Raw genomic sequence first — 22047 nt, 5'->3', positions numbered from 1 at the left:
TTGCCGGTCCTCAAGTGGCGCTGGGTCGCCGTGGCGGGCGGTGCCGTCGCGCTCGTCACGGCCGGGCTGCTGTGGCTGCTGCTGGGCTGGTCCGCAGCGCCGGACGCGCCGGTGCGCATCGACGCCGTCAAGACGGCGTTCGGCATCGGCGCCGGCGCGGGCGGCGTCTTCGCGCTGTGGCTGGCGACGCGCCGCCAGCGCACCATGGAGCTGCAGCTCGCCGAGACGACCCGCGTCGCGGGCGTGACCGAACGCGACCTCGAGGAGCGGCGGGTCACCGAGCTGTACACGAAGGCCGTCGAGCAGCTCGGCAGCGACAAGGCGCCGGTGCGGCTCGGCGGGCTCTACGCGCTGGAACGGCTCGGGCAGGACAACCCGAAGCAGCGCCAGACGATCGTCAACGTGCTGTGCGCCTACCTGCGGATGCCGTTCAAGGGGCGGCCGACGGGACTCAAGGGAACCGCGGCCCGCGACCTGGACGACGACCCCGAAGAGAGTGAACTCCTCGTCCGGCTGGCCGTGCAGGAGCTGCTCAAGACGCACCTGAGCCACGACGCGGCGGGCTACTGGCCGGGCATGTCGATCGACCTGCAGCGGGCCACGCTCGTCGACTTCCGGCTCAGCGGCTGCACGCTCGCCGCCGCCGACTTCAGCCGCGCCCGGTTCGTCGGCCAGCTCCACATCCGCGGCACGCGCTTCACCGGCCAGGTGGGGTTCTACGGCACGGAGTTCGGCGACATCGTCAACTTCGACCGGTCGGTCTTCGAGGAAGGCGCCTTCTTCTCCCGGGCGCACTTCGTGAGCAACGTCCGCTTCACCCGCGTCCGGTCCGGGGGCCGGTTCGAGTTCTCACGCACGGTCTTCGAAGAGGGCGCCGACTTCGACGGCGGCGAACACGCGGAACTCGATCTCGCGGACGCTCAGTTCGGTACCAGGTAGAGCTCCTGTTTCCCGAGCGTCGGCGCGTCGATGGTCCAGTGGGCGAGCGCGTCCGGCGGCGGGCTCGGCAGCCGGCGCAGGACGAGGTCGGGACGCCGCGGCCGGACGTCGAAGTCGAAGAACGCGTAGTCGACCCGCAGTGCCGCGCGGATCCAGCGGTTGCCCGCCCCGCGGGCTTCGATGGCCGCGGGGAGCAGGCCGCGGTCGGCGAAGACGTCGACGATCGCGCACTCGCACGTGTACGCCAGGACGCCGATTTCGCCTGCGCTGCCGACCACCCGGCCACCGGCCAGGTCCCGCAGATCGCGGCCGATCTCGGCATAGCGAGCCGTGGACGCGTAGTTCGACGTCAGCGGCGCGAACTCCCGTGACGAGCCTGCGTACGCGACCGCGGAAGCGGCCACCACCGCGAGGACGGCTCCGGTCGCGACGTGGTGCGAAGCCGCCCACGCGCAGGCGCACACCGTTGCCGCGGTGATCACCGGCCCGTAGTACCAGTGGTAGGGCGGAACGTTCAGCAGCACGTACGCGCCGTAGTAGAGCGCGCCGCCCAAGGCCAGCGCCCTGAACGGCGGCCGCAGCCGGAACGCCAGTGGCAGCGACGCGAGCGGCAGGAACGACAACACGGTCGGCCACCAGGCGGTCCGGGCGTAGAAGAGCGGGCCGTTGCCGAAGTTCCAGTCGCCCCACGCCCGTTGCGCGCCCTGCAGCGTCTTGATCACGGCCGTGTCGGGCACCGCCGCGCCGAGCACCACCCAGCTGAAGGCGAACCAAGGCAATGCCACCAGGACAATCCCCAGCAGAGCCCGGCCGGACCGCACCGAGAACCCCAGGACGACCGCGAAGATCAGCAGGTCGAGCCGCACGAGCGCGAGCGCGCCCGCGGTGAGCCCGAAGGCGATGGGCCGCCGTTCGACGGCGAACACCGTCACCCACCCGAGCACAGCCGAGCCCAGCGCGACTTCCAGTCCGATGGACGACAGCAGCAGCGGGTTCACGGTGAGCGCCGCGAACGTCAGCGCAGGGAACCAGCGCGGCAACGCCGTGCCGAGCCGCCGCAGGGCCAGGACGAGCGCCACCTGGCTCAGCACGTACAGCACTCCGGCCGCGAAGACGGCGTCCCGCACCACGAACGTCAACACCGCCAGGGCGAGGACGTTCGCCGGCGACGTCGCGGAGTTCGACGTCGCGTCGGCCAGCAGTCCCCAGTGGCCGTGGAACGCGAGGTTGCGCGCGTAGGCGAGCGTGATGAACGTGTCGTCGACGAGGTGCGGGCGGGCCAGCAGGAACACCGCCGCCGACACGCACGCGACGGCCGCGGGCAACCGAAGGCGGAGCTTGTCCGTGGTCCGGACCTGTTCGATGATCACGACCGGAAGTGGCCGTCCGGGACGCGGGAGTTGCGCGCAACGTTCCCGCCGGTGCCGGCCACTGAGGGGTGTGACCAGCCATGCGACGGGGGCGCCGGTGGACGATCGGGTCCTGTGGGATCGGGCCGCCGGCGGCGACGAGGCGGCTTTCGGAGAGCTCTTCGAACGGCACGCCGAGGCCGTCTGGAACCACGCCTACCGGCTGACCGGGTCGTGGAGCGCCGCCGAGGACCTCACCTCGAACACCTTCCTCACCGCCTGGCGCCGCCGCGCCGACGTGACGCTGGTGCGCGACAGCGCTCTGCCGTGGCTCTACACGGTGGCCGGCAACGCCGCCCGCGACGAGCACCGCGGCGCGAGCCGGCGGCTGCGGCTGCTCCGGAGGATCCCGGACCCGCCGGTGGTGTCCGACCACGCCGACGCCGTGGCCGAGCGGCTCGACGGCGAGCAGCGGCTGCGCGAGATCGTCGACGCCGTGCGGGCGCTGCCGAAGGCGCAGCGCGCGGTCGTCGAGCTGTGCCTGCTCGGCGACCTGAGCGTCGCCGACGCGGCCGCCGCGCTGGCCGTCGCCGAGGTCACCGTCCGCGCCCACCTGTCCCGGGCCCGGGCCCGACTGCGCACGTTGCTGGAGGAGAAATGAGCGACGACCTCGGTCTTCCGCCGCGGCGCGCCCTGCCGGACGACGTCCGCGACCGGCTGCGCGCCGAGGTCCGCGCCGGGATCGGGAAACCGCGCCGGACCAAGCACGTCTGGTACGCCGCGGCCGCCGCGGTGCTCGTCCTGGCCGCGGGCGCGGTCGTCGCGACGAAGACGTTCCGGGAGCAGCCCGTCGCCGGCCCGCCGCCGGACCCGGGCAACCGCCTCACCCTCGACCCGAAGGCGGCGACGGCCGCGCTGGACCGCTGCTGGGCGGCCGTGCAAACGGCGGGCAAGAAGGACCGGGTGCCGCCGCGCGCGGAGTGGGTCCCGCTGTTCACGGAGGTCCTGGGGACGGACGCGGTGGTCGCGGCGACCGCGGCCGGCAAGCCGATGTTCTGCGAGAGCACCGAGACGACCGTGACGCTGTCGGACCCGGCGGCCACGCCCGCGTACGCGCCGGGTACGCGCGTCGGGCTGCTACTGCACAGCCCGACCGGGGTGGTCGCCGGGGTCGTCGACCCCGGGACCGCGTCCGGGTTCCTCGGGTCGCGGACCGAAGGCGGGGACACGATGTCGCAGTCGATCCGCACGTCCCCGGTCAGCGGCCAGTTCGTCGCGATGACCCGGTCCGCTCTGTGGACGACGACGCTCACCGTCGAACAGCCGTCGGCCCCGCGCGCGGCCGTGCTGCCCCAGGCACCGCCCTGGCTGGTCATGGCGGTCGACCGGCCGGTCACCGCCGAGCGGACCTCACCGGCGGGCCGGGCGCTGGGCGACTGCCTGAACTTCGCGGAGACGGAGGTGATCCCGGACGCCGCCGCGTACGCGCCGGGCCCGCTGCTCGAAACCGGGGACTTCCAAGTGGTCATGGGCCGCCTGGGCGACCGGGTGGTGGTCTGCGAGACCCAGCCCGACTACCGGCGGCCGGGGAAGACGAAGTTCCGCGCCTTCGCCGACTTCATCGGGCCGCAGACCCGGGCAGCACGCACGTTGACCGTGGACACCCTGGGCCACCCCGAGTCGGGCGCCCCGCCGGGGCAGTCGCGGCACCCGTTCGTCGCCGCACTGCCCCTGACCGCGACGAAGGCGACCATCGACTTCGGCATCGGGACGACGGTCGAGGCCGACGTCGTCGACGGCATGGTCGCCGCGTGGATCCCGGAGAACATCGGCCTCTCCCCGGAGGCGACGGCCCACGTCCGGGCCCGCGACGCGCAGAACCGGGTCGTCTACGACGGGCCGTTGCGGCTGATCTGAGGCCGCAGCCAGCCGGAGGCGTTCGCGCGCAGGGCCGTCTCGTACGAGCCCGTGACGTCGAACTCCTCCGGCAGGTTGCCGGTGAGCTCCAGGGAGACGAGCCCGTGCACGAAGGCCCAGCAGCCGACCGCGACCGTCTCGGGCGGGACGTCGAGGAAGACGCCGTCGGCGATGGCGCGGCGGATGACCGCTTCCAGGGGTTCGAGCGTCTTGCGGGCGAGTTTCTCGGCGTCTTCGTTGGGCTCGAAGCCGGGCACCGACCTGGTGAACATGATCCCGTAGAGGTTCGGGTCGGCCAGCGCGCTGGCGCGGTAGGCGCTGCCGAGCGCGACGAGGTCCTCGACCGGGTCGCCGGTCAGCGCGGTGCCCGCCATACGGGCACCGAAGCGGCGGAAGCCCTCGGTGTACAGCGCGTTCACCAGATCGGGTTTGCTGCCGAAGAGGGAGTACACGGCGGTGGTCGACGTCCCGGCGTCGGCGGCCAGCTTCCGCAGGGAAAGCGCCTTCGGCCCGTCGGCGGCGATGAGCTCGCCGGCGCGGTCGAGGAGCTTCAGCCGGAGGGCTTCGTCATGCGTGCGTGGCCGTGCCATCCACAGAGCGTATCGCAACGGTGTTATTTTTGGCGAGAGCCGGGAGTTGACCTGGAGTGCACTCCAGGTCGTAGTGTCGGCTCATGAGCTACTCGATAGCGGAAGCCGCTCGACGTAGCGGACTGTCCATCGACACCCTCCGGTACTACGAGCGCATCAAACTGCTCGACCCGCCCGCCCGGGACGCCGCGGGCCGCCGGGCGTACTCCGACGACGACCTCAACTGGCTCGGTTTCCTGACCAAGCTGCGCACCACCGGGATGCCCATCAAGAGCATGCGCGAGTACGCGTCGCTGCGCCGCCACGGCGTGGCCAGCGCGGGCCGCCGCAAGGCCCTGCTGGTGGAGCAGCGCCGGTCGGTCGCCGAGCGGATCGCCGAGCTGCAGGGGTGCCTCGACATCCTCGACTACAAGATCGACAACTACGCCCAGGTCGAGCGCAACGTGCTCGGCGTGGAACCCGGCAGGGAGGAGATTTCCGCGTGAAGACCAGGAAGCTCGGCGGTCTGGAGGTCGGCGCCCAGGGCCTCGGCTGCATGGGGATGAGCCAGGCCTACGGCGTCCGCGACAACGACGAAGAGTCGATCGCGACGATCCACCGGGCTCTCGACCTCGGCGTCACGCTGCTCGACACCGCGAACGTCTACGGCGCCGGCGCCAACGAGGAGCTGGTCGGCCGGGCGATCGCCGGCCGCCGCGACGAGGTCGTGCTCGCGACGAAGTTCGGCATCGTGTGGACCGACGGCGCGATGGGCGCCCGCGGTGACGCTTCCTACGTGAAGCAGAGCTGTGACGAGTCGCTGCGCCGGCTCGGCGTCGACCACATCGACCTGTACTACCAGCACCGCGTCGACCCGGACACGCCGATCGAGGAGACCTGGGGCGCGCTCGGTGAACTGGTGGCGGCCGGGAAGATCCGGTACGCCGGGATTTCCGAGGCGAGCGCGGCGACGATCCGCGCGGCGCACGCGGTGCACCCGGTGACGGCGCTGCAGAGCGAGTGGTCGCTGTGGACGCGGGGCATCGAGGGCGAAATCCTGGACACGTGCCGCGAGCTGGGCATCGGCGTGGTGCCGTTCTCGCCGCTGGGCCGAGGGTTCCTGACGGGCGCGGTGAAGTCGGTGGCGGACCTGCCCGAGGACGACATGCGCCGCGGCCTGCCCCGCTTCGCCGAGGACAACTTCGCGCGCAACATGGCGATCGTCGACGCGCTGCGCAAGCTGGCGGAGGAGAAGGGCGTGACGGCCGGGCAGCTGGCGCTCGCGTGGGTGCAGGCGCAGGGGGAGGACGTCGTGCCGATCCCGGGTACCAAGCGCCGCAAGTACCTGGAGGAGAACGTGGCGGCGGCGTCGCTGGAGCTGACGGCGGAGGACCTGGCGGCGATCGCGGCGGCCGCGCCGGCGGAGGCGGTCGCGGGGGAGCGTTACCCGGAGCGGCTGGCTCGCGCGGCCGGTAAGTGAGCAACTCCTTCTGAGCCTTTTCTGAGATCTCCGGAGCAGGCTCGGCGCCGATCAAGGTCGGTGCCGAGCCTCAGGAGGTCGTGGTGTCGGAAGTGCTCGATTATCTGGTTGTCGGGGCGGGGCCCGCGGGGTTGCAGCTGGGGCAGCACCTCGGCCACGCCGGCCACCGGTACCTCGTGCTGGAGGCCGGGTCCGCGCCCGGCCACTTCTTCGAGACCTTCCCCCGGCACCGGACCCTCATCTCCATCAACAAGAAGCACACCGGGTACGCCGACCCGGAGCTGCGCCTGCGGATGGACTGGAACTCGATCCTCGCCGATGGCGATGACGACCAGCTCGTCTTCACCGACTACAGCGAGAAACTCTTCCCGGACGCCCCCGACTTCCTCCGCTACATCGCCGACTACGCGGCGAAGCACAGGGTCAACGTCCGCTACGACACCCGGGTGACGCGTATCCGCCGCGATCCGGAAAGCGCTGTCTTCATTCTCACCGCCGGTGACGAAGAGTTCAGAGCGCACCGGCTGATCATGGCCACCGGCGTCACCAAGCCGTACATCCCGCAGTTCCCGGGCGTCGAGCTGATCGACCAGTACGTCGACGTCAGCGTCGACCCGCACGAGTTCACCGACCAGCGCGTTCTCGTGCTGGGCAAGGGGAACTCCGCCTTCGAGACCGCGGACAACCTCATCGAGACGGCCGCGGTCGTGCACGTCGGCGGCCCGCGGCCGGTGAAGCTCGCCTGGCGCACGCACTTCGTCGGCCACCTGCGTGCCTACAACGCCGGCATCCTCGACATGTACCAGCTGAAACTCCAGCACGCGATCCTCGACGGCGACGTCCGCGAGATCCGCAAGGACGCCGACGGCTACCACGTCAAGTTCGCCTTCGCCCGCGCCGACGAGGTGATCAAGGAGATCCGCTACGACCGCGTGATCGGCTGCACGGGCTTCCGGTTCGACGCCGAAATCTTCGACGAGGACTGCCGCCCGCAGCTCACCATCAACGACCGCTTCCCCGCGCAGACGCCGGACTGGGAGTCGGTCAACGTGCCCGGCCTGCACTTCGCCGGCACGATCACCCAGGTCCGCGACTTCAAGAAGGCCACCAGCGCGTTCATCCACGGTTTCCGCTACGGCGTCCGCGCCCTGGCCAAGGTTCTCGACGAGCGCTACCACGACACGCCGTGGCCGGCCACCGAGCTGCCCGCCAAACCGGACGCGCTGACCGACGCCGTGATCACGCGGATCAACCGGACTTCCGCGCTGTACCAGCAGTTCGGCTTCCTCGGGGACGCGCTGATCATCGATGGTGACACGGCTCGTTACCTCGAAGAGGTGCCGGTCGACCGCGTGCTCCAGGACCCGCCGGACGACGCCTACGTCGTCACCCTCGACTACGGCCCCGACCACGACAAGGTCGACCCCTTCGACTTCGTCGCGCGCGCCGCCCAGGACCAGGCGAACGACCACGGCGAAGGCCACTACCTGCACCCGATCGTCCGGCACTACCGCCGCGGCGAGCTCGTCGCGACCCACCACGTCACCGAGAACCTCGAGAACGAGTGGGACAAAGAGGTGCACGTCGAGCCGCTGACCGCGTTCTTCGCGCGGGAGCTGTGATGCGCACGGTCGCGGAGTTCGAGGCGGCGGCCCGCCGGCGCCTCGACCCGGTGCACTACGACTACTTCGCGGGCGGCGCGCAGGACGAGATCACCGTGGCGGAGAACGAGTCCGCGTTCCGGAAGCTGCGGCTGCTGCCCCGCGTCCTGCGCGGCAGTGACAAACGCGACCTGAGCCTGACCCTGCTCGGGACGCCGTCGTCGATGCCGATCCTGGTCGCGCCCACCGCGTTCCACCGGCTCGCCCACGCCGACGGTGAACTGGCCACGGCGCGGGCGGCGGCCCGCGCCGGGACGATCATGATCGTCAGCATGGCCGCCACCACGGCGATCGAGGACATCGCCGCGGCCGCCCGCGAAGTGACCCCGGACCCGGGCCTGTGGTTCCAGCTCTACCTGCAGCCGGACCTGGAGTTCACCGAGGCGATCGTGTGCCGGGCCGAGAAGGCCGGCGTGAAGGCGTTCGTGGTGACCGTCGACTCGCCGGTGCTCGGCCGCCGCGAACGCGACGACCGCAACGGCTTCCACGACCTGCCGCCGGGATTCGCTGTCGAGAACCTGCGCGACATCGGGGAAAACCGCAGCGGCGGCAACGCCAGCCATGTTCGCGAGATCGTCATGTCGGCCGGGCTGAACTGGGACCACATCGCGTGGCTGCGGTCGAAGACCAAGCTGCCGGTGCTGATCAAGGGGGTGCTGCACGCCGAGGACGCGCGGCTGGCGGTGCACCACGGCGTCGCCGGGATCGTCGTGTCCAACCACGGCGGCCGCCAGCTCGACACCGTGCCGGCGACCATCGACGTGCTGCCCGAGATCGCCGCGGCCGTCGGCGGCGCGATTCCCGTGCTGCTGGACGGCGGGATCCGGCGCGGCACCGACGTCGTCAAGGCGCTGGCCCTCGGCGCGGACGCGGTCGGCGTCGGGCGCCCGGTCGTCTGGGGCCTCGCCGTGGGCGGCCGCGAAGGCGTCACGCGGGTCCTGGAGCTGCTGCGCGACGACTTCGACCAGGCCCTCGCGATGTGCGGCGGCCGGCACCCGGCCGACCTGACCCCGGACCAGGTGCGGCGATGATCGGGAAAGCACTCGCCGCCGCCGCGGTGGCGACCGCGCCCGCCTGGCTGCCCGCCCGCGTCGTCGCCCTGCGGATGAAGATCTTCGCGCTGGTCAACGGCCAGGACACGGTGACGATCCCGGGGGAGCGGGTCGGCGCCGCGGACTTCAAGCGCGTCTACGCCGACCCGGCGGCGAACGGCCGCAGCCGCGGCGCCGCGCTGTCCGACCTCTTCTGGTACTGGCTCGCCCCCGGACCCCAGGTCCACCAGGAGCACCTCGAAGCCGGGCCGCGCTACGACGAGGTCGCCAAGTGCACCCGGCACATCCTCGTCCGGTCCAAAAAGGACTCCGAAGAGCTGGCCCGGCGGGTGGCCGCGCACGTCCTCGACGGCGTCGAACCCGGGCTCGTCCGGTTGCGCGACGCGATGATGCCGATCTGGGCCGAGCTGTACCACGAGCTGGTGTTCGACGAGCCGTGCCCGCCCGAGGCCCGCGACCTCATCGTCGGGCACGCCGACGACGTCGTCTCGGCGCTGAAGTGCGTGCGGCCGCGCAACATGCGCCGCCGTGCCCGCCTGACGAGGTACCTGCGGCGGCGCCTCGCCGACGTCCCGCACCCGCTGCCGGAGTCGCTGACCCCGGAGGAACAGGCGTACTACCTGCAAGGGACGTTCTTCAACACCGCCGTCGTGCAGATGTCCGAGGCGATGGCGCACCTGCTGATGATCATCGCGCACCGCCCGGAGGTCCAACGCCGGCTCGCCGAGCACCCGGACGACGACGCCTACCTCGACCGCGTCATCGACGACGGCCTGCGCGAGTACCCGCTGTTCGGCATCGCGCACCGGATCTCCACCGCGGACATCGAGCTGGAGCACCTGACGATCCCGGCGGGCACGGTGCTGTGCTTCAGCTATCCGGGCTACGCCGCACAGTCCGGAAAGGACGATTTCATCCCGTTCGGCGTCGCGCAGAACCGCGCCTGCCCGGCCCGCGGGCTGGCCCCGCCGACCATGCGGGTCGTGACGCGGGAAGTGCTGCGCCGGTTCAGCCTCGCCTCGACGGCCGGGCACACGCGCTCGATCCCCAACCGCGGCCCGGCGCTGCTCACCCCGCGCGGCGCGCGCACCCGGCGGGCACCGCTGGTGTGGCTGGCGGTCCGCGACCGCTGGGAAGACGTCTGGCGCAGCTTCGCGCAACTCGTGTTCGGCACGTACATGGTCCTCGACGCCCGTCGCCAAGCCTTGTGCACCACCTACTTCGCCGGAGGTAACTCATGAGCCCGTCCGAGGCGGCACCCACGTTCTTCCTCGCGGTCGTGGCGATCCTCGTGGTGGTCCGGCTGGTCTGCCTGGTCGCGGTCAAGCTCGGCCAGCCACCGGTGGTCGGGGAGATGATCGCCGGCGTGCTGCTCGGTCCCTCGCTGTTCGGGCTGGTGCTGCCGGACGTCCAGGCGGCGCTGTTCCCGGACGCGATCCGCCCGCTGCTCTACGTCGGCGGCCAGATCGGCCTGGTGATCTACATGTTCGGCGCCGGCTACGAGTTCAACCTGGGCAGCATCGGGAAGTCGCGCAAGTCGGTCGCGGCGATCTCTTCGGCCGGGACGCTGGTGCCGCTGGCGCTCGGGGTCGGGGTCGCCGTCCTGGGCACGTCGTGGGTCGGGATCGGCAAGGAAGGCGTGCCGCTGGTGACGTCGGCCGCGTTCGTCGGGGTGGCGGTGGCGATCACGGCGTTCCCGATGATGGTCCGGATCATCACCGAACGCGGGATCGGGGCCACCCGCTTCGGCTCGCTGGCGCTGGCCTGCGGCGCGCTCGACGACGTCCTCGCGTGGCTGCTGCTGGCGGTCGTGCTGGGGATGCACGCCGGGTCGCTGGGCCCGATCGCGCTCGCCCTCGGCGGCGGGCTCCTGTTCGCCCTGCTGGTGTTCATCGTCGGGCGGCGCCTGCTGACCCGGGTGCTGGGCAGCGACCGGGTGAGCGTCGACCAGCGGGTGCTCATCACCGCGATGACGTTGTTCGCGGCCGCCTGGTTCACCGACACCATCGGGCTGTACGCGGTGTTCGGCGCCTTCACCGTCGGGGTGGCGTTCCCGCGCGGCGCGGCCGCCGACGCCGTGCTCGCGAAGATCATGCCGATCGGGTCGATCGTGTTCGTCCCGCTGTTCTTCACCTATTCCGGCCTGAACACCCGGTTCGCGCTGCTCGCCGATCCGAAGCTGCTCGCCTTCGCGCTGGTGACGGTGGTGGTCGCGATCATCGGCAAGCTTGGGGCGTCCTGGGGCGCGGCCCGGCTGGCCGGCGAGCCGCCGGAGATCGCGACGCGGGTCGGCGTGCTCGTCAACGCGCGCGGGCTGATGCAGCTGATCGCGCTCAACGTCGGGCTCGCGGCGGGGATCGTCTCGCCGGCCCTGTTCACGGTGCTGGTGCTCGTCGCGCTGGTCACCACGATCATGACCGCGCCGGTGCTCGCGTGGCTCGACCGGCGCGATGCCCGCAAGGGGAGCACCGAGGTACTCCTGACGGCCGAGCCGGTACCGGTGACCGGGAAAAGTTGACAGTTCAATTTCGGAAAATCACTGCCAGTATGGATGCGTGCACGATGGGGCAGTCAAACCGCGGGTGCTCCTGGTCGAGGACGACCGGGAACTGGCGGGCATGCTCACCGAGCTGCTCGCGGACGAAGGCTACGAAACCGACGCGGCGCACGACGGGCAGCGGGGCTTGCACCGCGGGCTCACCGGGCACTACGACGTGATGATCATCGACCGGCGGCTGCCGGTGCTCGACGGTCTGGAGCTGGTGCGGCAGCTGCGGGCCCACGCGGTGACCACGCGCGTCCTGGTGCTCTCGGCGCTGGGCGAGCTGGCCGACCGCGTGGGCGGCCTCGACGCCGGCGCCGACGACTACCTCGTCAAGCCGTTCGAGGCCGAGGAGCTGCTGGCCCGGCTGCGCGCGCTGGGCCGCCGCGACCTCGAGGGCGCCGAGTGCCTGCCGCTCGGCACGGCGGCCCTCGACCTGCAGCGGCACGAGGTCGTGCTGCCGCGCGGGGAGCGGATCACGCTGTCCGGGCGGGAGTTCGAACTGCTGCGGACGCTGGCGCAGCGGCCGAAGGCGATCCACCCGCGGGCGGCGCTGCGGGGAGCCGTCTTCGCCGACTCGACCGGAGAGTCCATTGTGGACACCTACGTCTACTACCTGCGGCGCAAGCTCGGCCGCGGCGTCGTCCGGACCGTGCACGGCCTCGGCTACCAGATCGGCGCGGTATGAGACCCGACCCCGAAGAACGCGCCCTGCGGCGGGCGCGGTGGGCGATCACCGCGCAGATCGCCGTCGTGGTGTCGCTGCTGGTCGCCGTCGCGGGCGGGATCGCCTACGCGATCCTGTTGTCCCGGCAGCACGCCGAAGCCGACCGCACGCTGGCCAGAACGGTCGAGCTGGGGCCGGCCGAGACGCCGCCCGGCTGCGTCTGGCTGTTCACCCCGGCCCTGCACGCGCCGGCGGGACGGCCGCCGGCCGGGATGCCGATCCCGGCGCTGGACGCGACGGTGCCCGCGGCCGGGGACGTCCACACGGAACGGCGCTCGATCGGCGGCATGACCTACACGATCCGCGTCGAGAACCGCGGCGGCGTCGTCTCGCAGGCGTTCTTCGAGGAGCTGTACCAGATCCAGGACCGCTCGTCGCTGGTGTCCGGGCTCGTGGTCGCCGAGGTGCTGGCCCTGCTGGCCGCCGTGCTGTGCGGGCGGGTGCTGGCGTGCCGGGCGATCCGGCCGCTGGCCGACGCGCTGCGCCGGCAGCGGACGTTCGTCGCGGACGCGTCCCACGAACTGCGTGCCCCGCTGACCCGGCTGCACACGCGGGCACAGCTGCTGGCGCGCCGGGCGTCCGGCCGTGACGCGGACGACCTCGACCAGCTGGTGCGCGGCACGCGGGAGCTCGGCGAAGTCGTCGAGGACCTGCTGCTGTCGGCGCGGGCGTGCGACCGGCAAGCGCTGGAGCTGGTGGAGCTGGGGTCGCTCGCGGAGGAAGCGGTCGCGGCGGAGGCGGTCCGCGCGGGGGAGGGCCAGGTCCGGCTGGCGGTGACGCGCGAGCGGCGGCCGTACGTGGTCCAGGGCGTCCCGACGGCGTTGCGGCGCGTGCTGTCGGCGTTGCTGGACAACGCATTGGGCCACACCCCGCCGGGCGGCTCGATCGAGGTGTGGCTGGGGGTGCCGGACGAGGGGCACGTGGAGCTGCGGGTCCGCGACACCGGAGCCGGCTTCCCGGCGGCCGACGCGGACCGCATCTTCGAGCGCTTCGCCCGCGGATCCGACGGCGACGGCCGCCGGTTCGGGCTGGGACTGGCGTTGGTCCGCGAAGTCGTGACGGGCCACGGCGGCACGATCGCGGCGGTGGGCCGGCCGGGCGCGGGTGCGACGTTCACCCTGCGGCTGCGGCGAGCCGGCTCCGCCTGATCACGCCCGGTACCGCGCGGAACCCAGCAGGAAGCGGAGCCCGCGGGCCAGTTCGGGGTCGAGGTCGCCGCAGGCGGCCTCCAGCTCCGCCCGCAGCCGTGCTGATGGCTTCGTGTACACCCCGGACAGGTGCTGCCGGCAGGCGCGAAGGTCCTGTTCCGCGTCGGCGCCGAGGTCCGCGTCGGCCAGCAGCGTGAGGTCGGTGTGCAGGCGCACCCAGGTGTCGTGGTCGCGCAGCAGGGCCGCGGCCGCCCGTCGCGTGTGGACCGGGCGGTCCGCCGCCAGCAGCTCCCGCAGCGTGGTGACCTCGACGAACTTGCCGCGCAGGAACGCCACCACCTGGCGGGTGACCGCGGGGGAGGGGTCGGTCAGCAGTGGCAGCACCGCGGTCGATTCCGGCGCGATCCGGCGCAGGCCGCGGACCGCCGCCCGCCGGATCCGGGGGCGGTCGTCGGTCAGCTGGTCTTCCAGCAGGCGGGCGTCGTCGGCCGTGCCGGTCTCGCCGAGTCCGGCCAGCATGCCGAACGAGACGGGCAGCGCGCGGTAGTGCGCGGCCGGGTCGCCGCCCGCCTTGAGCACCAGGGCCTGGGCCATCGACCGCACGGCCGAAGTCGGGTCGGCCAGGTACTCCTCGGCCCGGCCGGCCATGGTGAGCGCGCGCATCCGGACCTTCGGTGCCCCGGCCGCCAGCAGCTCGTCGACGCACTCGCCGCGGTCGAGCAGCGCGGTGCCGGTGATCGAGCGCACGACGAAGTCCTCGTCGCGGGTCGCGATGTCCAGCAGCCGTTCGCGTGAAAGGAGACCGAGCGCCTCGCGGTGGGCCCAGCGGCGGGTTTCCCGGTCTTCGACCGCCAAGGCGGCGTCGAGCAGACCCGGGAGCCGGTCGCGGAAGAGGGTGGTCATCCAGTCGTCGACCTGCCGCCGCCGCAGGACGCCGAGCAGCGGCAGCACCGGGCGCAGCGTCGATTCGTCCAGTTTGGACAGTACGGCTTTCCGCGCCGCCTCTCGCACCGGCCGGACCCAGTCGACGCAGCGGATCAGCAGCAGCGGCAGCGCTTCCGGGTCCGGGCTGACCGCGAGCCGGTGGACCGCTGCCTCGCGCAGGTAGCCGTCGGCCGAGCAGACGGCGACGACCAGCGCTTCCCGCGGGGTGCAGCGGGTGCCGGCGGGCCAGTGCGCCCGCCGGAGTTCCACGTCGAAGTCCGCCCACCGCCGCACGTCTCCGGCGATGAGCGCGTCGAGATCCAGCACCCACTCAGCGTGCCAGGGGCGTCGAGCCTTTTTCAGCTCAGCAGGGCCTGGACCGCCGCGGGGGCGTCGGCGATCGCGACCGGGTTCTGCTCCCGGGTCGCGAGGCTGCGGACCGTCACGTTGCCCGCCGCCCAGTCCTCCTGGCCGACGATCACCACCGCGGCCGCGCCCGCCTTGTCCGCGCGGGTCAGCTCCTTGCCCAGCTTGCGATGCTCGATCGGCGTCGAGGTCCGCAGGCCCGCGCCGCGCAGGGACGCCGCCACCGAGCGGGCCGCGTCCGAGAGGTCCTCGGTCACCGGGATCACCATGACGTCGACCTCGCTGCGCGGGGCCGGGGTCAGGCCGTGCGTGTCGAGGAAGTCGATCAGCGTGACGTCGCCCATGCCGAACCCGATGCCCGGGATCTGCTGCGGGGTGAACATCGACGCGAGGTCGCTGTACCGCCCGCCGCCGAACAGCGCGCGGCGGTTCTCCGGCGAGGTGTCGAAGACCTCGAACACGGTCGACGTGTAGTACGCCAGCCCGCGCACGATCATCGGCTCGTACTTGACCAGGTCCTTGGCGCTGCTGTCGAGGACCTTCACCAGGTTCGACCGCTCGCGCACCTCGGCCGGGATCTCGTCGAGCAGGGCCTCGCCCATGGCGAGCGTCTCGGCCAGCTTCTCGAACTGCTTGTCCGACAGGCCGATCTCCGCGGCGCTCTCGGCCAGCTTCTCGCGCGGGTACTTCTCCCAGCGGTCGACGAGCGCGAACACCTGGGCCAGGTGGTCCTCGGAGACGCCGGCGACGTCGGTCAGCGCCGACGTCAGCAGGTTCCGGTCGTTGACGCGCAGCACGAACATGTCCGGCGTCGCGCCCAGCGCGGCCATCATGTCGTGCACCAGCTCGAAGATCTCGATCTCGCAGTTGGCGCTGTCCGACCCGAAGATGTCGGCGTTGATCTGCCAGTGCTCGCGGACGCGGCCGCGCTGCGGCGCCTCGTACCGGTGGCAGTTCGGGTGGCTGTACCAGCGGACGGGGAACGACAGCGACTTCGCGCTCCCGGCGATCATCCGCGCGACCGACGGCGTCATCTCCGGGCGCAGCGCCAGCCGCCTGCCGCCCTTGTCGGTGAGGGTGTAGAGCTGCTTGTCGGCGAGCTCCTGGCCCGACTTGCGCTCGTAGATCTCGGCGGATTCGAGGATCGGGCCGTCGTAGCGGAGGAAGCCGCGGCGCTCCAGGACGTCGTAGAGATGACCGAACACCTGGGTACGCACGGACATTTCGGCGGGCAGGAAGTCCCGGGTCCCCTTGTAGGGCGCGGTCGGCAGGTATTCAGGCACGTCACCAGCTTAACGACCGGTTCACGCGACCCCGTAGGCGGTGACGAGCACGGCGGCGGCGAGCAGCACGGCACCGACGCCGGTGACGCGCCCGCCGAGCTTGCCCCGGTTCGGCAGCAGGTGGAGGAAGAAGCCGCCGGACTGGGCGAGGATCCCGAAGAGCAGCAGGAAGCAGGTGACCCAGAGGGTGGTGTCCGACAGGGCCGTCCGGCTGAGGATCTGCAGCACGACCAGGGCGAGGACCAGCAGGACACCGGCGTGCGCGTGGCCGGCGCGGAACATCGCGCGCTGGTGTTCGGTGAGCTTGCGGTCTCGCATGACGCCCATCAGTGCGTAGCCGCCGTACATGACGGTGGGCAGCGAGACCAGGGCGATCACGGTGAAGAGCTGGGTGGGTCCGTGCATCGGGGGACTCCTTCTCGGGGGTGGTGGGGAGCTACTGTAACACTGTTTTAAAACGGTGTCACCAAAGCTGGCATTCCCCGATCGGGGAACTAAGCTTCGCGGCCCTGAGCCAGCACCAACAGCGGGTTCCGCAGTGCGGAGAGGGAAGCCAGCGGGTCACCCTCGACGACGAGCACGTCCGCCGCGAGCCCCGGCTCGAGTCGCCCGGTCACGTCGGCCAACCCCAGTCCGGCCGCCGAATCGCAGGTGGCGATCTCCAGGATCCGCCGCCGCGAAAACCCGAGCCATTCGTACAGCTCCAACGCCCCCACCGGATCGTCGAACACCGACCCCGGCAACCCCGCGTCCGTCCCCGCCAGCAGCCGCACGCCGTGCTCCTCCAGCCACGGCAGGCGGCCGTACATCGCCTGGGCCACTTCGTCGCCCAGCTTCTCGACGATCACCCGCCAGTTGCGGCTGCTCGTCGAACACGCCGAGATCCCCGAAGCGGCCATCCGCGCGGCCACCGCCTCGCGGCGGTCGAACGACCGCGGTCCGGTCAGGAAACTGCAGTGCTCGACCGTCGACACCCCGGCCGAAACCGCCGCCTCGATCGCGTCCGCGCCGTGGGCGTGCGCCGCCACCGGCAACCCGTGCGACGCCGCGTGCGAAACCACCACCGACAACTCGCGCTCGGAGAACTGCGACTCCCACATGTCCGCGCCGCCCTCGGTGATCTGGCCGCCGCTGGCCATCACCTTGATCACGTCCGCGCCCGCTTCCGCGTTCGCGTCGATCAGCGCGCGGATCGCGTCGTCGGACGTCACCGCGCCACCGAAGAAGTGGCAGTGCCCGTCCGGCACCGTGATCGGCGGGCCGGACACCAGCAGCCGCGGCGCCACCTCGTCCGAGAAGGACGCCCGTACCGCCGCGCCCAGGTGGCCGCGGTCGCCGAGGTCCCGCACCGTCGTCACGCCGCTGCGCAGCATCGACGACAGCCGCGAACGCGCCTCCTCGACCGAAGTACCGGCCTGGAAGTGGGCCAGCATCTCCCGGGAAGCGTCGAACGCCAGGTGCACGTGGACGTTGAACAACCCCGCCAGCGCGGTCCCGGTCGGGAAGTCGTGCCGCGAAGCGTCCGGCGCGGCCCGCGGCAGCACCTCCGCACGCGGGCCCGCCGCCACGATCACCCCGTCGCGCACCAGTACCGCGCCGTCCACCACCGGCGCCGACGGCCGCGGCAACACCCGGCCCGCGGTGATCACCGTGTCCACGTCACGACTCCATCGCGGCCGACAACGCCAGCAGCGGCCGGACGTCGGATTCGATGTCGTCCGCCGGTGCGGGCAGGACCTGCTTGGCGTGGCCGTCGCTCTCCTCGCCGGCCGCATGCCGCGCCAGCGCCGCCTTCAACGCCTCCGCCGCGGCAGCGGGATCGGTCGCGACGATGTCACCGAAACCCGCGTCCAGGTAAGGCGAAAGCTGCACCAGGCCGTCCCGGATCTCGATCACCCGGCGGTAGTACACCCGGTGAACGCTGCGCGGCGACAGCCGTTCGCCGCGACGGCGCGGCGGCGTCCGCAGCACGATGCTGGGGAACGCCTGGACCAGGACCGTCCACAACGGACCCAGTGCCTCGTGCTCGCGGCGGTGCCGGCGCCGGCGTCGCAACGCCGAAACCCGCGCCCGCACGCCGGGGTAGGTGACACCAAGCAGGAACAGCATCCCGCCGACGATCACGAACGGCACCCCGAGCAGCAGCAGGATCTTCACGACGGGGCCGAACACCCACGCGACGACGATGTACAGCGCGCGGAAGATGCTGCCGATCGCCGCGCTGGCCATGCCGACCGCGCCCATCCGCAGGCCGATCCGCAGGTGCCGGTCGGCCACCCGCAGGTAGCGCACGATCCACGCCGTGCAGGCGATCAGGCCGTAGATCAGGTACAGCCCGGCGCCGAGGTAGAAGCTCGCGACCCCGCTGTCGTGGATCGTCGACGGCCCGAGCGGGAGCCCGCGCAGCTCCGGCGGGGTCAGGGCCATCGTCACGACCATCAGCGTGATCGCCGCGGCCAGCGGCACCAGCTCGACCGCCACCCGCCGGTAGCGCCGCGGGCCCAGCGCCGAGCCGAGGAAGAAGATGACCAGCGCGCACACCCCGCACGCCAGCAGCGCGTTGTTCAGCACGCGCGCCGCGCCGCGGCCGAAGACCGCGTCGATGTCGTCGGAGATCACCTGCTGCTGGAGGAGGAACGCCGCGGCGAACCCGGCGACGCACGCGGTGACGGCCCAGTTCGGCACCGTCGGCGCGCGCTGCACCTGGTAGATCCGCCACGCGAGCGCGGCGGCGAACAGCACCATGGCAACAACGTTGACCGGGCTGAAAAGTGTGCTCACAACCACCCTTGGTGATCGCCGAGCGTCCCCTGGATCCGGCGGAGATCCCGGTCCGCAGCACGCCGCGGGATCGTGTAGTTCAGGACCGACGCCCACTCGAGGATGATGGTCGCGACGGTCTCGGCTTCCCACTCGTGCGCGTCATCGTAGGACGAGCGCCGCAGTGCGCGGTGTACTGCATCCGGGTCAAGATCCGGAACCGGCCCGCGCAGGAAGTCGGCGGGCTCGGCGTCGCCGTGCGGGTGGTGGTCGGCCAGCATGTGGCCGAGTTCGTGGAGGATGATGTGGTCCTGGTGGGATTTCGTGGTTTCGGCCTGGTAGAAGATGTAATCCGCCGAAGAGGTGGCGATCCAGCAACCGAACGGCCCGGGTACCTCCAGCGGGTAGGCCATCAGCCGGATCGGTTTTCCCCGTTGTTCGCCCAGCCGCGCGCAGAGCACTTCGACGTCGAGCGGCGGGCCGATGTCGAGCTGCTTCAGCAGCTTGCGGCAGCGGCGGCGCAGCTCCCGTTCCTTCATCGCGCGGCGTCCTCCGGGTTCCGGCCCTCGCGTTCGGCCCGTTCGTAGCGCTCCACCAGCTCCAGCAGGTCCATCACCTGCCGTCGCCCCTGCGGGGAGAGCTCCTGCGCCCGCATCGCCATCAGCTGCGCTTCCCCGGCGGGCGGCGCGGCCGCTTCTTCGTCGAAGAAGTACGTGACGGGCACGCCGAACAGCTTCGCCAAGGCCTCAACATAGTGGATCTTCGGGTTGACGCGCTTGCCCGTGGCCAGCTGCTGCAGGTAGGCGGGCGACATCGCCGGCCCACCCGCCCGCTCGACCGCCGCCGAGATCTCCCGGTAGCTGTGCGGCGCGCGGCCGTCCACCCGAGCCGCCTCGATCAGGGCGCTCAGCCGTTCCGCGAAACTGCGTTCCCGTGCCATACCCGCCCCCTAGGTTTCCACCGTGAAAATTCTAGCCGGGAAACCACTGTACGCACATGTTGACAGCTATCGTATGCAGTGGTTTACAGTTGGCACGCCTCTCGTCTTGCTCTCCGTGCCCTGGGGGTGTACGGAACCGCAAGACGAGAGGCTGTCGTGTCTTCTCGACTCGTCATGATCGCGCCGGTGTAGTACGCTTCAGCTGCCAAGGTCGAACGCCCTCGTGGCGATCCCTTGGCCACGGCCTGTTGCCGGAGGTCGACCCCCAGGGCTTCCGGTGACAGGCCCCTTACTTTCTTCAGGACATCAGCGTGGCGGCCACGGTGCCACCCAGCTCGGTGCACGCTTCCAGGATCTTCTTGTCCGGCTCGCCGGTGCTGATCACCGGGTCCGCCACCTTCTCCCAGGCCAGCCCCGTGGTGATGGAGAGCAGCTGGCGTTCGGTTCCCGACGTGTCGCTGTTGCCGTGGATCCAATAGCCGAACGGGCGGCCCCGGGTCGCGTCGAGGCACGGGTAGTAGACGGTGTCGAAGAAGTGCTTCAGCGCGCCGCTCATGCTGCCCAGGTTCGCCGGCGTGCCCAGCAGGTAGCCGTCCGCCTCGAGGACGTCGGGGACGGTCGCCGCCAGTGCCGCGCGGCGGACCACCTCCACGCCCTCGATGTCCGGGTGCGTCGCGCCCGCCAGCACCGCCTCGAACAGCGCCTGCGTCGACGGCGACGGTGTGTGGTGCACGATCAGCAGCCTGGGCATCAGGCGAGCAGCTCCTCGACGGCCGCCCGCAACGCACCCAGCCGCGCGTTCGCGGCATCGCGCGCTTCCGCGAGCGAACCCGTCACCGGGGCCACGACCTGCAAGTACGCCTTCAGCTTCGGCTCGGTGCCGGACGGGCGGACGACCACGCGCACGCCTTCGCCGGTGAGGCGCAGCACGTCCGCGTCCGGCAGCAGGTCTTCGAGCGTGACGGCGACGCCGCCCAGCTCGGCCGGCGGCGTCTCGCGCACCTTCGCCATCAGCTGCCCGCGGACGGCGAGATCGGTCACCCGCAGGGAAACCTGGTCGGTGAGGTGGACTCCGTGGCGCTGCGCCAGCTCGTCCAGGACGTCGAGCGGCGTGCGGCCCTGCGCCTTCAGCCGCGCGGTGTAGCCGGCGGCGAGCGTCGCGGCGGCGATGCCGTCCTTGTCGCGCACGAACCCCGGGTTCACGCACAGGCCAAGCGCTTCTTCGTAGGCGAACACGAGACCTTCGCCGGCGCGGACCAGCCACTTGAACCCGGTGAGCGTCTCGGCGTAGCGGGCGCCTTCGGCCTTCGCGATCTCGCCGAGCATCGACGACGACACGATCGTCGTCGCGACCAGCGGGTCCGGCAGGACCGTGCGGTCCACTGTGGACAAGACGTACGAGCCGAGCAGGACGCCGGTCTCGTCGCCGCGCAGCATCCGCCACCGGCCGTCCCGGTCGCGCACGCCCAGCGCGCAGCGGTCGGCGTCCGGGTCGAGCGCGATCGCCAGGTCGGCGTCCACTTCGGACGCCAGCGCCAGCAGCAGGTCGGTCGCGCCCGGCTCCTCCGGGTTCGGGAACGACACGGTCGGGAAGTCCGGGTCCGGCGCGGCCTGGTCGCCCACCAGGTGCAGGTCGGTGAACCCGGCCCGCTCGAACGCGGCGCGCAGCGTGTCGGCGCCGACGCCGTGCAGCGCCGTCGCGGCCACGCGCACCGCGCGCTCGGCGCCCATCGGCAGCGTCGCGACCTCGTCGAGGTAGCGGTCGAGCAGGTCGACGACCTCGGCCCCGGGCGCCCGCGGCACGCTCACCGCGGCGGGCGCGGCCTGGATGGCCCGCTCGATCTCGCCGTCGGACGGCGGGACGATCTGGCCGCCGCTCGCGTCGTAGAGCTTGTACCCGTTGTCCGCGGGCGGGTTGTGCGACGCGGTGATCTGGATGCCGGCCACCGCGCCGAGGCGCCCCACGGCGAACGCGAGCACCGGCGTCGGCAGCGGCTTCGGGAAGACCTTGACGTCGAAACCCGCCGCCACCAGGACCTCGGCGGCCGCGGTCGCGAAGGCTTCCGAGCCGTGCCGCGCGTCCCGGCCGACGACGACCAGCGCACCGGCGTGCCCGTGCGCCGTCAGCCACTCCGCGACCCCAGCAGTCGTGCGCGTGACGACGGCGACGTTCATCCCGTTCGGCCCGGCGCGCACCGGCCCGCGCAGCCCCGCGGTACCGAACTCGAGCGGCCCGGCCAGCCGGTCGGCCAGCTCGGCCCCCGCACCGGTGTCGCCGCCCATCGCCTTGGCGAGGACGTTCTGCAGCTCGGCGCGCGCGTCGTCGTCCGGGTCGTCGGCGATCCAGCGGAAGGCGGCGTCGCGCAAGGTCGAATCGATCGTCACCGCGC

At 71.8% G+C, this 22047-nt stretch carries 22 protein-coding genes; 11 read left to right on the top strand and 11 right to left on the bottom strand.

The window, feature by feature from the left end; genetic code table 11:
• Entirely contained in the window at positions 1-939 is a 939-nt protein-coding gene (locus AB0J40_RS32110) for a pentapeptide repeat-containing protein (RefSeq protein ID WP_364460395.1), read from the top strand.
• Here the strand turns inward: AB0J40_RS32110 and AB0J40_RS32105 are convergent.
• A complete protein-coding gene (locus tag AB0J40_RS32105) occupies positions 921-2309 on the bottom strand; it encodes a hypothetical protein (RefSeq protein WP_364460392.1) in 1389 nt (462 codons plus the stop codon). The genes AB0J40_RS32110 and AB0J40_RS32105 overlap by 19 nt on opposite strands.
• Before the next feature lie 97 nt (positions 2310-2406).
• Here AB0J40_RS32105 and AB0J40_RS32100 point away from each other — a divergent pair, with 97 nt between their 5' ends.
• Positions 2407-2949 carry an RNA polymerase sigma factor gene (locus tag AB0J40_RS32100; RefSeq protein WP_364460387.1) on the top strand — a complete coding sequence of 181 codons (543 nt, stop codon included), beginning with the start codon at positions 2407-2409 and terminating at the stop codon, positions 2947-2949.
• The gene (locus AB0J40_RS32095) at positions 2946-4205 is read left to right on the top strand and encodes a hypothetical protein (protein WP_364460384.1); all 1260 of its coding nucleotides are present in this window, start codon (positions 2946-2948) and stop codon (positions 4203-4205) included. The genes AB0J40_RS32100 and AB0J40_RS32095 overlap by 4 nt, the downstream gene beginning before the upstream one ends.
• On the opposite strand, the gene AB0J40_RS32090 is transcribed toward AB0J40_RS32095, so the two are convergent.
• Entirely contained in the window at positions 4178-4795 is a 618-nt protein-coding gene (locus tag AB0J40_RS32090; RefSeq protein ID WP_364460381.1) for a TetR/AcrR family transcriptional regulator, read from the bottom strand. The two genes, AB0J40_RS32095 and AB0J40_RS32090, sit on opposite strands and share 28 nt — an antisense overlap.
• Before the next feature lie 83 nt (positions 4796-4878).
• On the opposite strand from AB0J40_RS32090, the gene AB0J40_RS32085 reads away from it, so the two are divergent.
• The 8 genes from AB0J40_RS32085 to AB0J40_RS32050 all read left to right on the top strand — a co-directional run bounded on the left by AB0J40_RS32085 (position 4879) and on the right by AB0J40_RS32050 (position 13384).
• Positions 4879-5280: a MerR family transcriptional regulator gene (locus AB0J40_RS32085; protein WP_364460378.1), complete on the top strand. Its 402-nt coding sequence runs from the start codon at positions 4879-4881 to the stop codon at positions 5278-5280.
• A gap of 50 nt (positions 5281-5330) precedes the next feature.
• The gene (locus tag AB0J40_RS32080) at positions 5331-6254 is read left to right on the top strand and encodes an aldo/keto reductase (protein WP_364460530.1); all 924 of its coding nucleotides are present in this window, start codon (positions 5331-5333) and stop codon (positions 6252-6254) included.
• An 80-nt stretch (positions 6255-6334) separates the two neighbouring features.
• A complete protein-coding gene (locus AB0J40_RS32075; RefSeq protein WP_364460376.1) occupies positions 6335-7876 on the top strand; it encodes an NAD(P)-binding domain-containing protein in 1542 nt (513 codons plus the stop codon).
• Positions 7876-8946, top strand: coding sequence for an alpha-hydroxy acid oxidase (locus AB0J40_RS32070; protein WP_364460373.1), 1071 nt, complete (start codon positions 7876-7878; stop codon positions 8944-8946). The genes AB0J40_RS32075 and AB0J40_RS32070 overlap by 1 nt, the downstream gene beginning before the upstream one ends.
• Positions 8943-10208, top strand: coding sequence for a cytochrome P450 (locus AB0J40_RS32065; RefSeq protein WP_364460370.1), 1266 nt, complete (start codon positions 8943-8945; stop codon positions 10206-10208). The genes AB0J40_RS32070 and AB0J40_RS32065 overlap by 4 nt, the downstream gene beginning before the upstream one ends.
• On the top strand, positions 10205-11485 hold the full coding sequence (locus AB0J40_RS32060) for a cation:proton antiporter (protein ID WP_364460367.1): 1281 nt from the start codon (positions 10205-10207) through the stop codon (positions 11483-11485). The genes AB0J40_RS32065 and AB0J40_RS32060 overlap by 4 nt, the downstream gene beginning before the upstream one ends.
• Positions 11486-11549: 64 nt before the next feature.
• Complete coding sequence (locus tag AB0J40_RS32055) at positions 11550-12197, top strand: response regulator transcription factor (protein WP_364460527.1); 648 nt, start codon at positions 11550-11552, stop codon at positions 12195-12197.
• Positions 12194-13384, top strand: coding sequence for a HAMP domain-containing sensor histidine kinase (locus tag AB0J40_RS32050; protein WP_364460364.1), 1191 nt, complete (start codon positions 12194-12196; stop codon positions 13382-13384). The genes AB0J40_RS32055 and AB0J40_RS32050 overlap by 4 nt, the downstream gene beginning before the upstream one ends.
• Here the strand turns inward: AB0J40_RS32050 and AB0J40_RS32045 are convergent, their stop codons facing one another.
• The 9 genes from AB0J40_RS32045 to AB0J40_RS32005 all read right to left on the bottom strand — a co-directional run bounded on the left by AB0J40_RS32045 (position 13385) and on the right by AB0J40_RS32005 (position 22042).
• The gene (locus AB0J40_RS32045) at positions 13385-14635 is read right to left on the bottom strand and encodes a hypothetical protein (RefSeq protein ID WP_364460362.1); all 1251 of its coding nucleotides are present in this window, start codon (positions 14633-14635) and stop codon (positions 13385-13387) included.
• A gap of 32 nt (positions 14636-14667) precedes the next feature.
• Positions 14668-15957, bottom strand: coding sequence for a histidine--tRNA ligase (hisS, locus tag AB0J40_RS32040; RefSeq protein WP_364460359.1), 1290 nt, complete (start codon positions 15955-15957; stop codon positions 14668-14670).
• Positions 15958-15978: 21 nt separating this feature from the next.
• Positions 15979-16362 (bottom strand): hypothetical protein, encoded by a 384-nt coding sequence (locus tag AB0J40_RS32035; protein WP_364460356.1) that lies wholly within the window; start codon positions 16360-16362, stop codon positions 15979-15981.
• 89 nt (positions 16363-16451) lie between these two features.
• A complete protein-coding gene (locus tag AB0J40_RS32030) occupies positions 16452-17615 on the bottom strand; it encodes an amidohydrolase family protein (RefSeq protein ID WP_364460353.1) in 1164 nt (387 codons plus the stop codon).
• A gap of 1 nt (position 17616) precedes the next feature.
• Positions 17617-18738, bottom strand: a complete 1122-nt coding sequence (locus AB0J40_RS32025) for an MAB_1171c family putative transporter (RefSeq protein ID WP_364460351.1) — start codon at positions 18736-18738, stop codon at positions 17617-17619.
• Positions 18735-19256 (bottom strand): hypothetical protein, encoded by a 522-nt coding sequence (locus tag AB0J40_RS32020; protein ID WP_364460348.1) that lies wholly within the window; start codon positions 19254-19256, stop codon positions 18735-18737. The genes AB0J40_RS32025 and AB0J40_RS32020 overlap by 4 nt, the downstream gene beginning before the upstream one ends.
• Positions 19253-19657 (bottom strand): helix-turn-helix transcriptional regulator, encoded by a 405-nt coding sequence (locus AB0J40_RS32015; RefSeq protein WP_364460345.1) that lies wholly within the window; start codon positions 19655-19657, stop codon positions 19253-19255. Before AB0J40_RS32015 ends, AB0J40_RS32020 begins: the two co-directional genes overlap by 4 nt.
• A 298-nt stretch (positions 19658-19955) precedes the next feature.
• Entirely contained in the window at positions 19956-20408 is a 453-nt protein-coding gene (locus AB0J40_RS32010) for an NAD(P)H-dependent oxidoreductase (protein WP_364460342.1), read from the bottom strand.
• Positions 20408-22042 carry a phospho-sugar mutase gene (locus tag AB0J40_RS32005; protein ID WP_364460339.1) on the bottom strand — a complete coding sequence of 545 codons (1635 nt, stop codon included), beginning with the start codon at positions 22040-22042 and terminating at the stop codon, positions 20408-20410. Before AB0J40_RS32005 ends, AB0J40_RS32010 begins: the two co-directional genes overlap by 1 nt.
• Positions 22043-22047: the final 5 nt, after the last annotated feature.

The sequence above is a fragment of the Amycolatopsis sp. NPDC049691 genome (assembly GCF_040675005.1).
In the GTDB taxonomy this organism is placed as follows: domain Bacteria; phylum Actinomycetota; class Actinomycetes; order Mycobacteriales; family Pseudonocardiaceae; genus Amycolatopsis.
The sequence above is the reverse complement of the archived record's forward strand: the minus strand, read 5'-3'. Positions and strand labels throughout refer to the sequence as shown.

Coding starts and splice junctions, on each gene's coding strand:
- AB0J40_RS32035 (WP_364460356.1), bottom strand. CDS start 16,362: ATGCACGGACCCACCCAGCTCTTCACCGTGATCGCCCTGGTCTCGCTG.
- AB0J40_RS32060 (WP_364460367.1), top strand. CDS start 10,205: ATGAGCCCGTCCGAGGCGGCACCCACGTTCTTCCTCGCGGTCGTGGCG.
- AB0J40_RS32065 (WP_364460370.1), top strand. CDS start 8,943: ATGATCGGGAAAGCACTCGCCGCCGCCGCGGTGGCGACCGCGCCCGCC.
- AB0J40_RS32070 (WP_364460373.1), top strand. CDS start 7,876: ATGCGCACGGTCGCGGAGTTCGAGGCGGCGGCCCGCCGGCGCCTCGAC.
- AB0J40_RS32020 (WP_364460348.1), bottom strand. CDS start 19,256: ATGAAGGAACGGGAGCTGCGCCGCCGCTGCCGCAAGCTGCTGAAGCAG.
- AB0J40_RS32010 (WP_364460342.1), bottom strand. CDS start 20,408: ATGCCCAGGCTGCTGATCGTGCACCACACACCGTCGCCGTCGACGCAG.
- AB0J40_RS32085 (WP_364460378.1), top strand. CDS start 4,879: ATGAGCTACTCGATAGCGGAAGCCGCTCGACGTAGCGGACTGTCCATC.
- AB0J40_RS32095 (WP_364460384.1), top strand. CDS start 2,946: ATGAGCGACGACCTCGGTCTTCCGCCGCGGCGCGCCCTGCCGGACGAC.
- AB0J40_RS32080 (WP_364460530.1), top strand. CDS start 5,331: ATGGGGATGAGCCAGGCCTACGGCGTCCGCGACAACGACGAAGAGTCG.
- AB0J40_RS32015 (WP_364460345.1), bottom strand. CDS start 19,657: ATGGCACGGGAACGCAGTTTCGCGGAACGGCTGAGCGCCCTGATCGAG.
- AB0J40_RS32090 (WP_364460381.1), bottom strand. CDS start 4,795: ATGGCACGGCCACGCACGCATGACGAAGCCCTCCGGCTGAAGCTCCTC.
- AB0J40_RS32050 (WP_364460364.1), top strand. CDS start 12,194: ATGAGACCCGACCCCGAAGAACGCGCCCTGCGGCGGGCGCGGTGGGCG.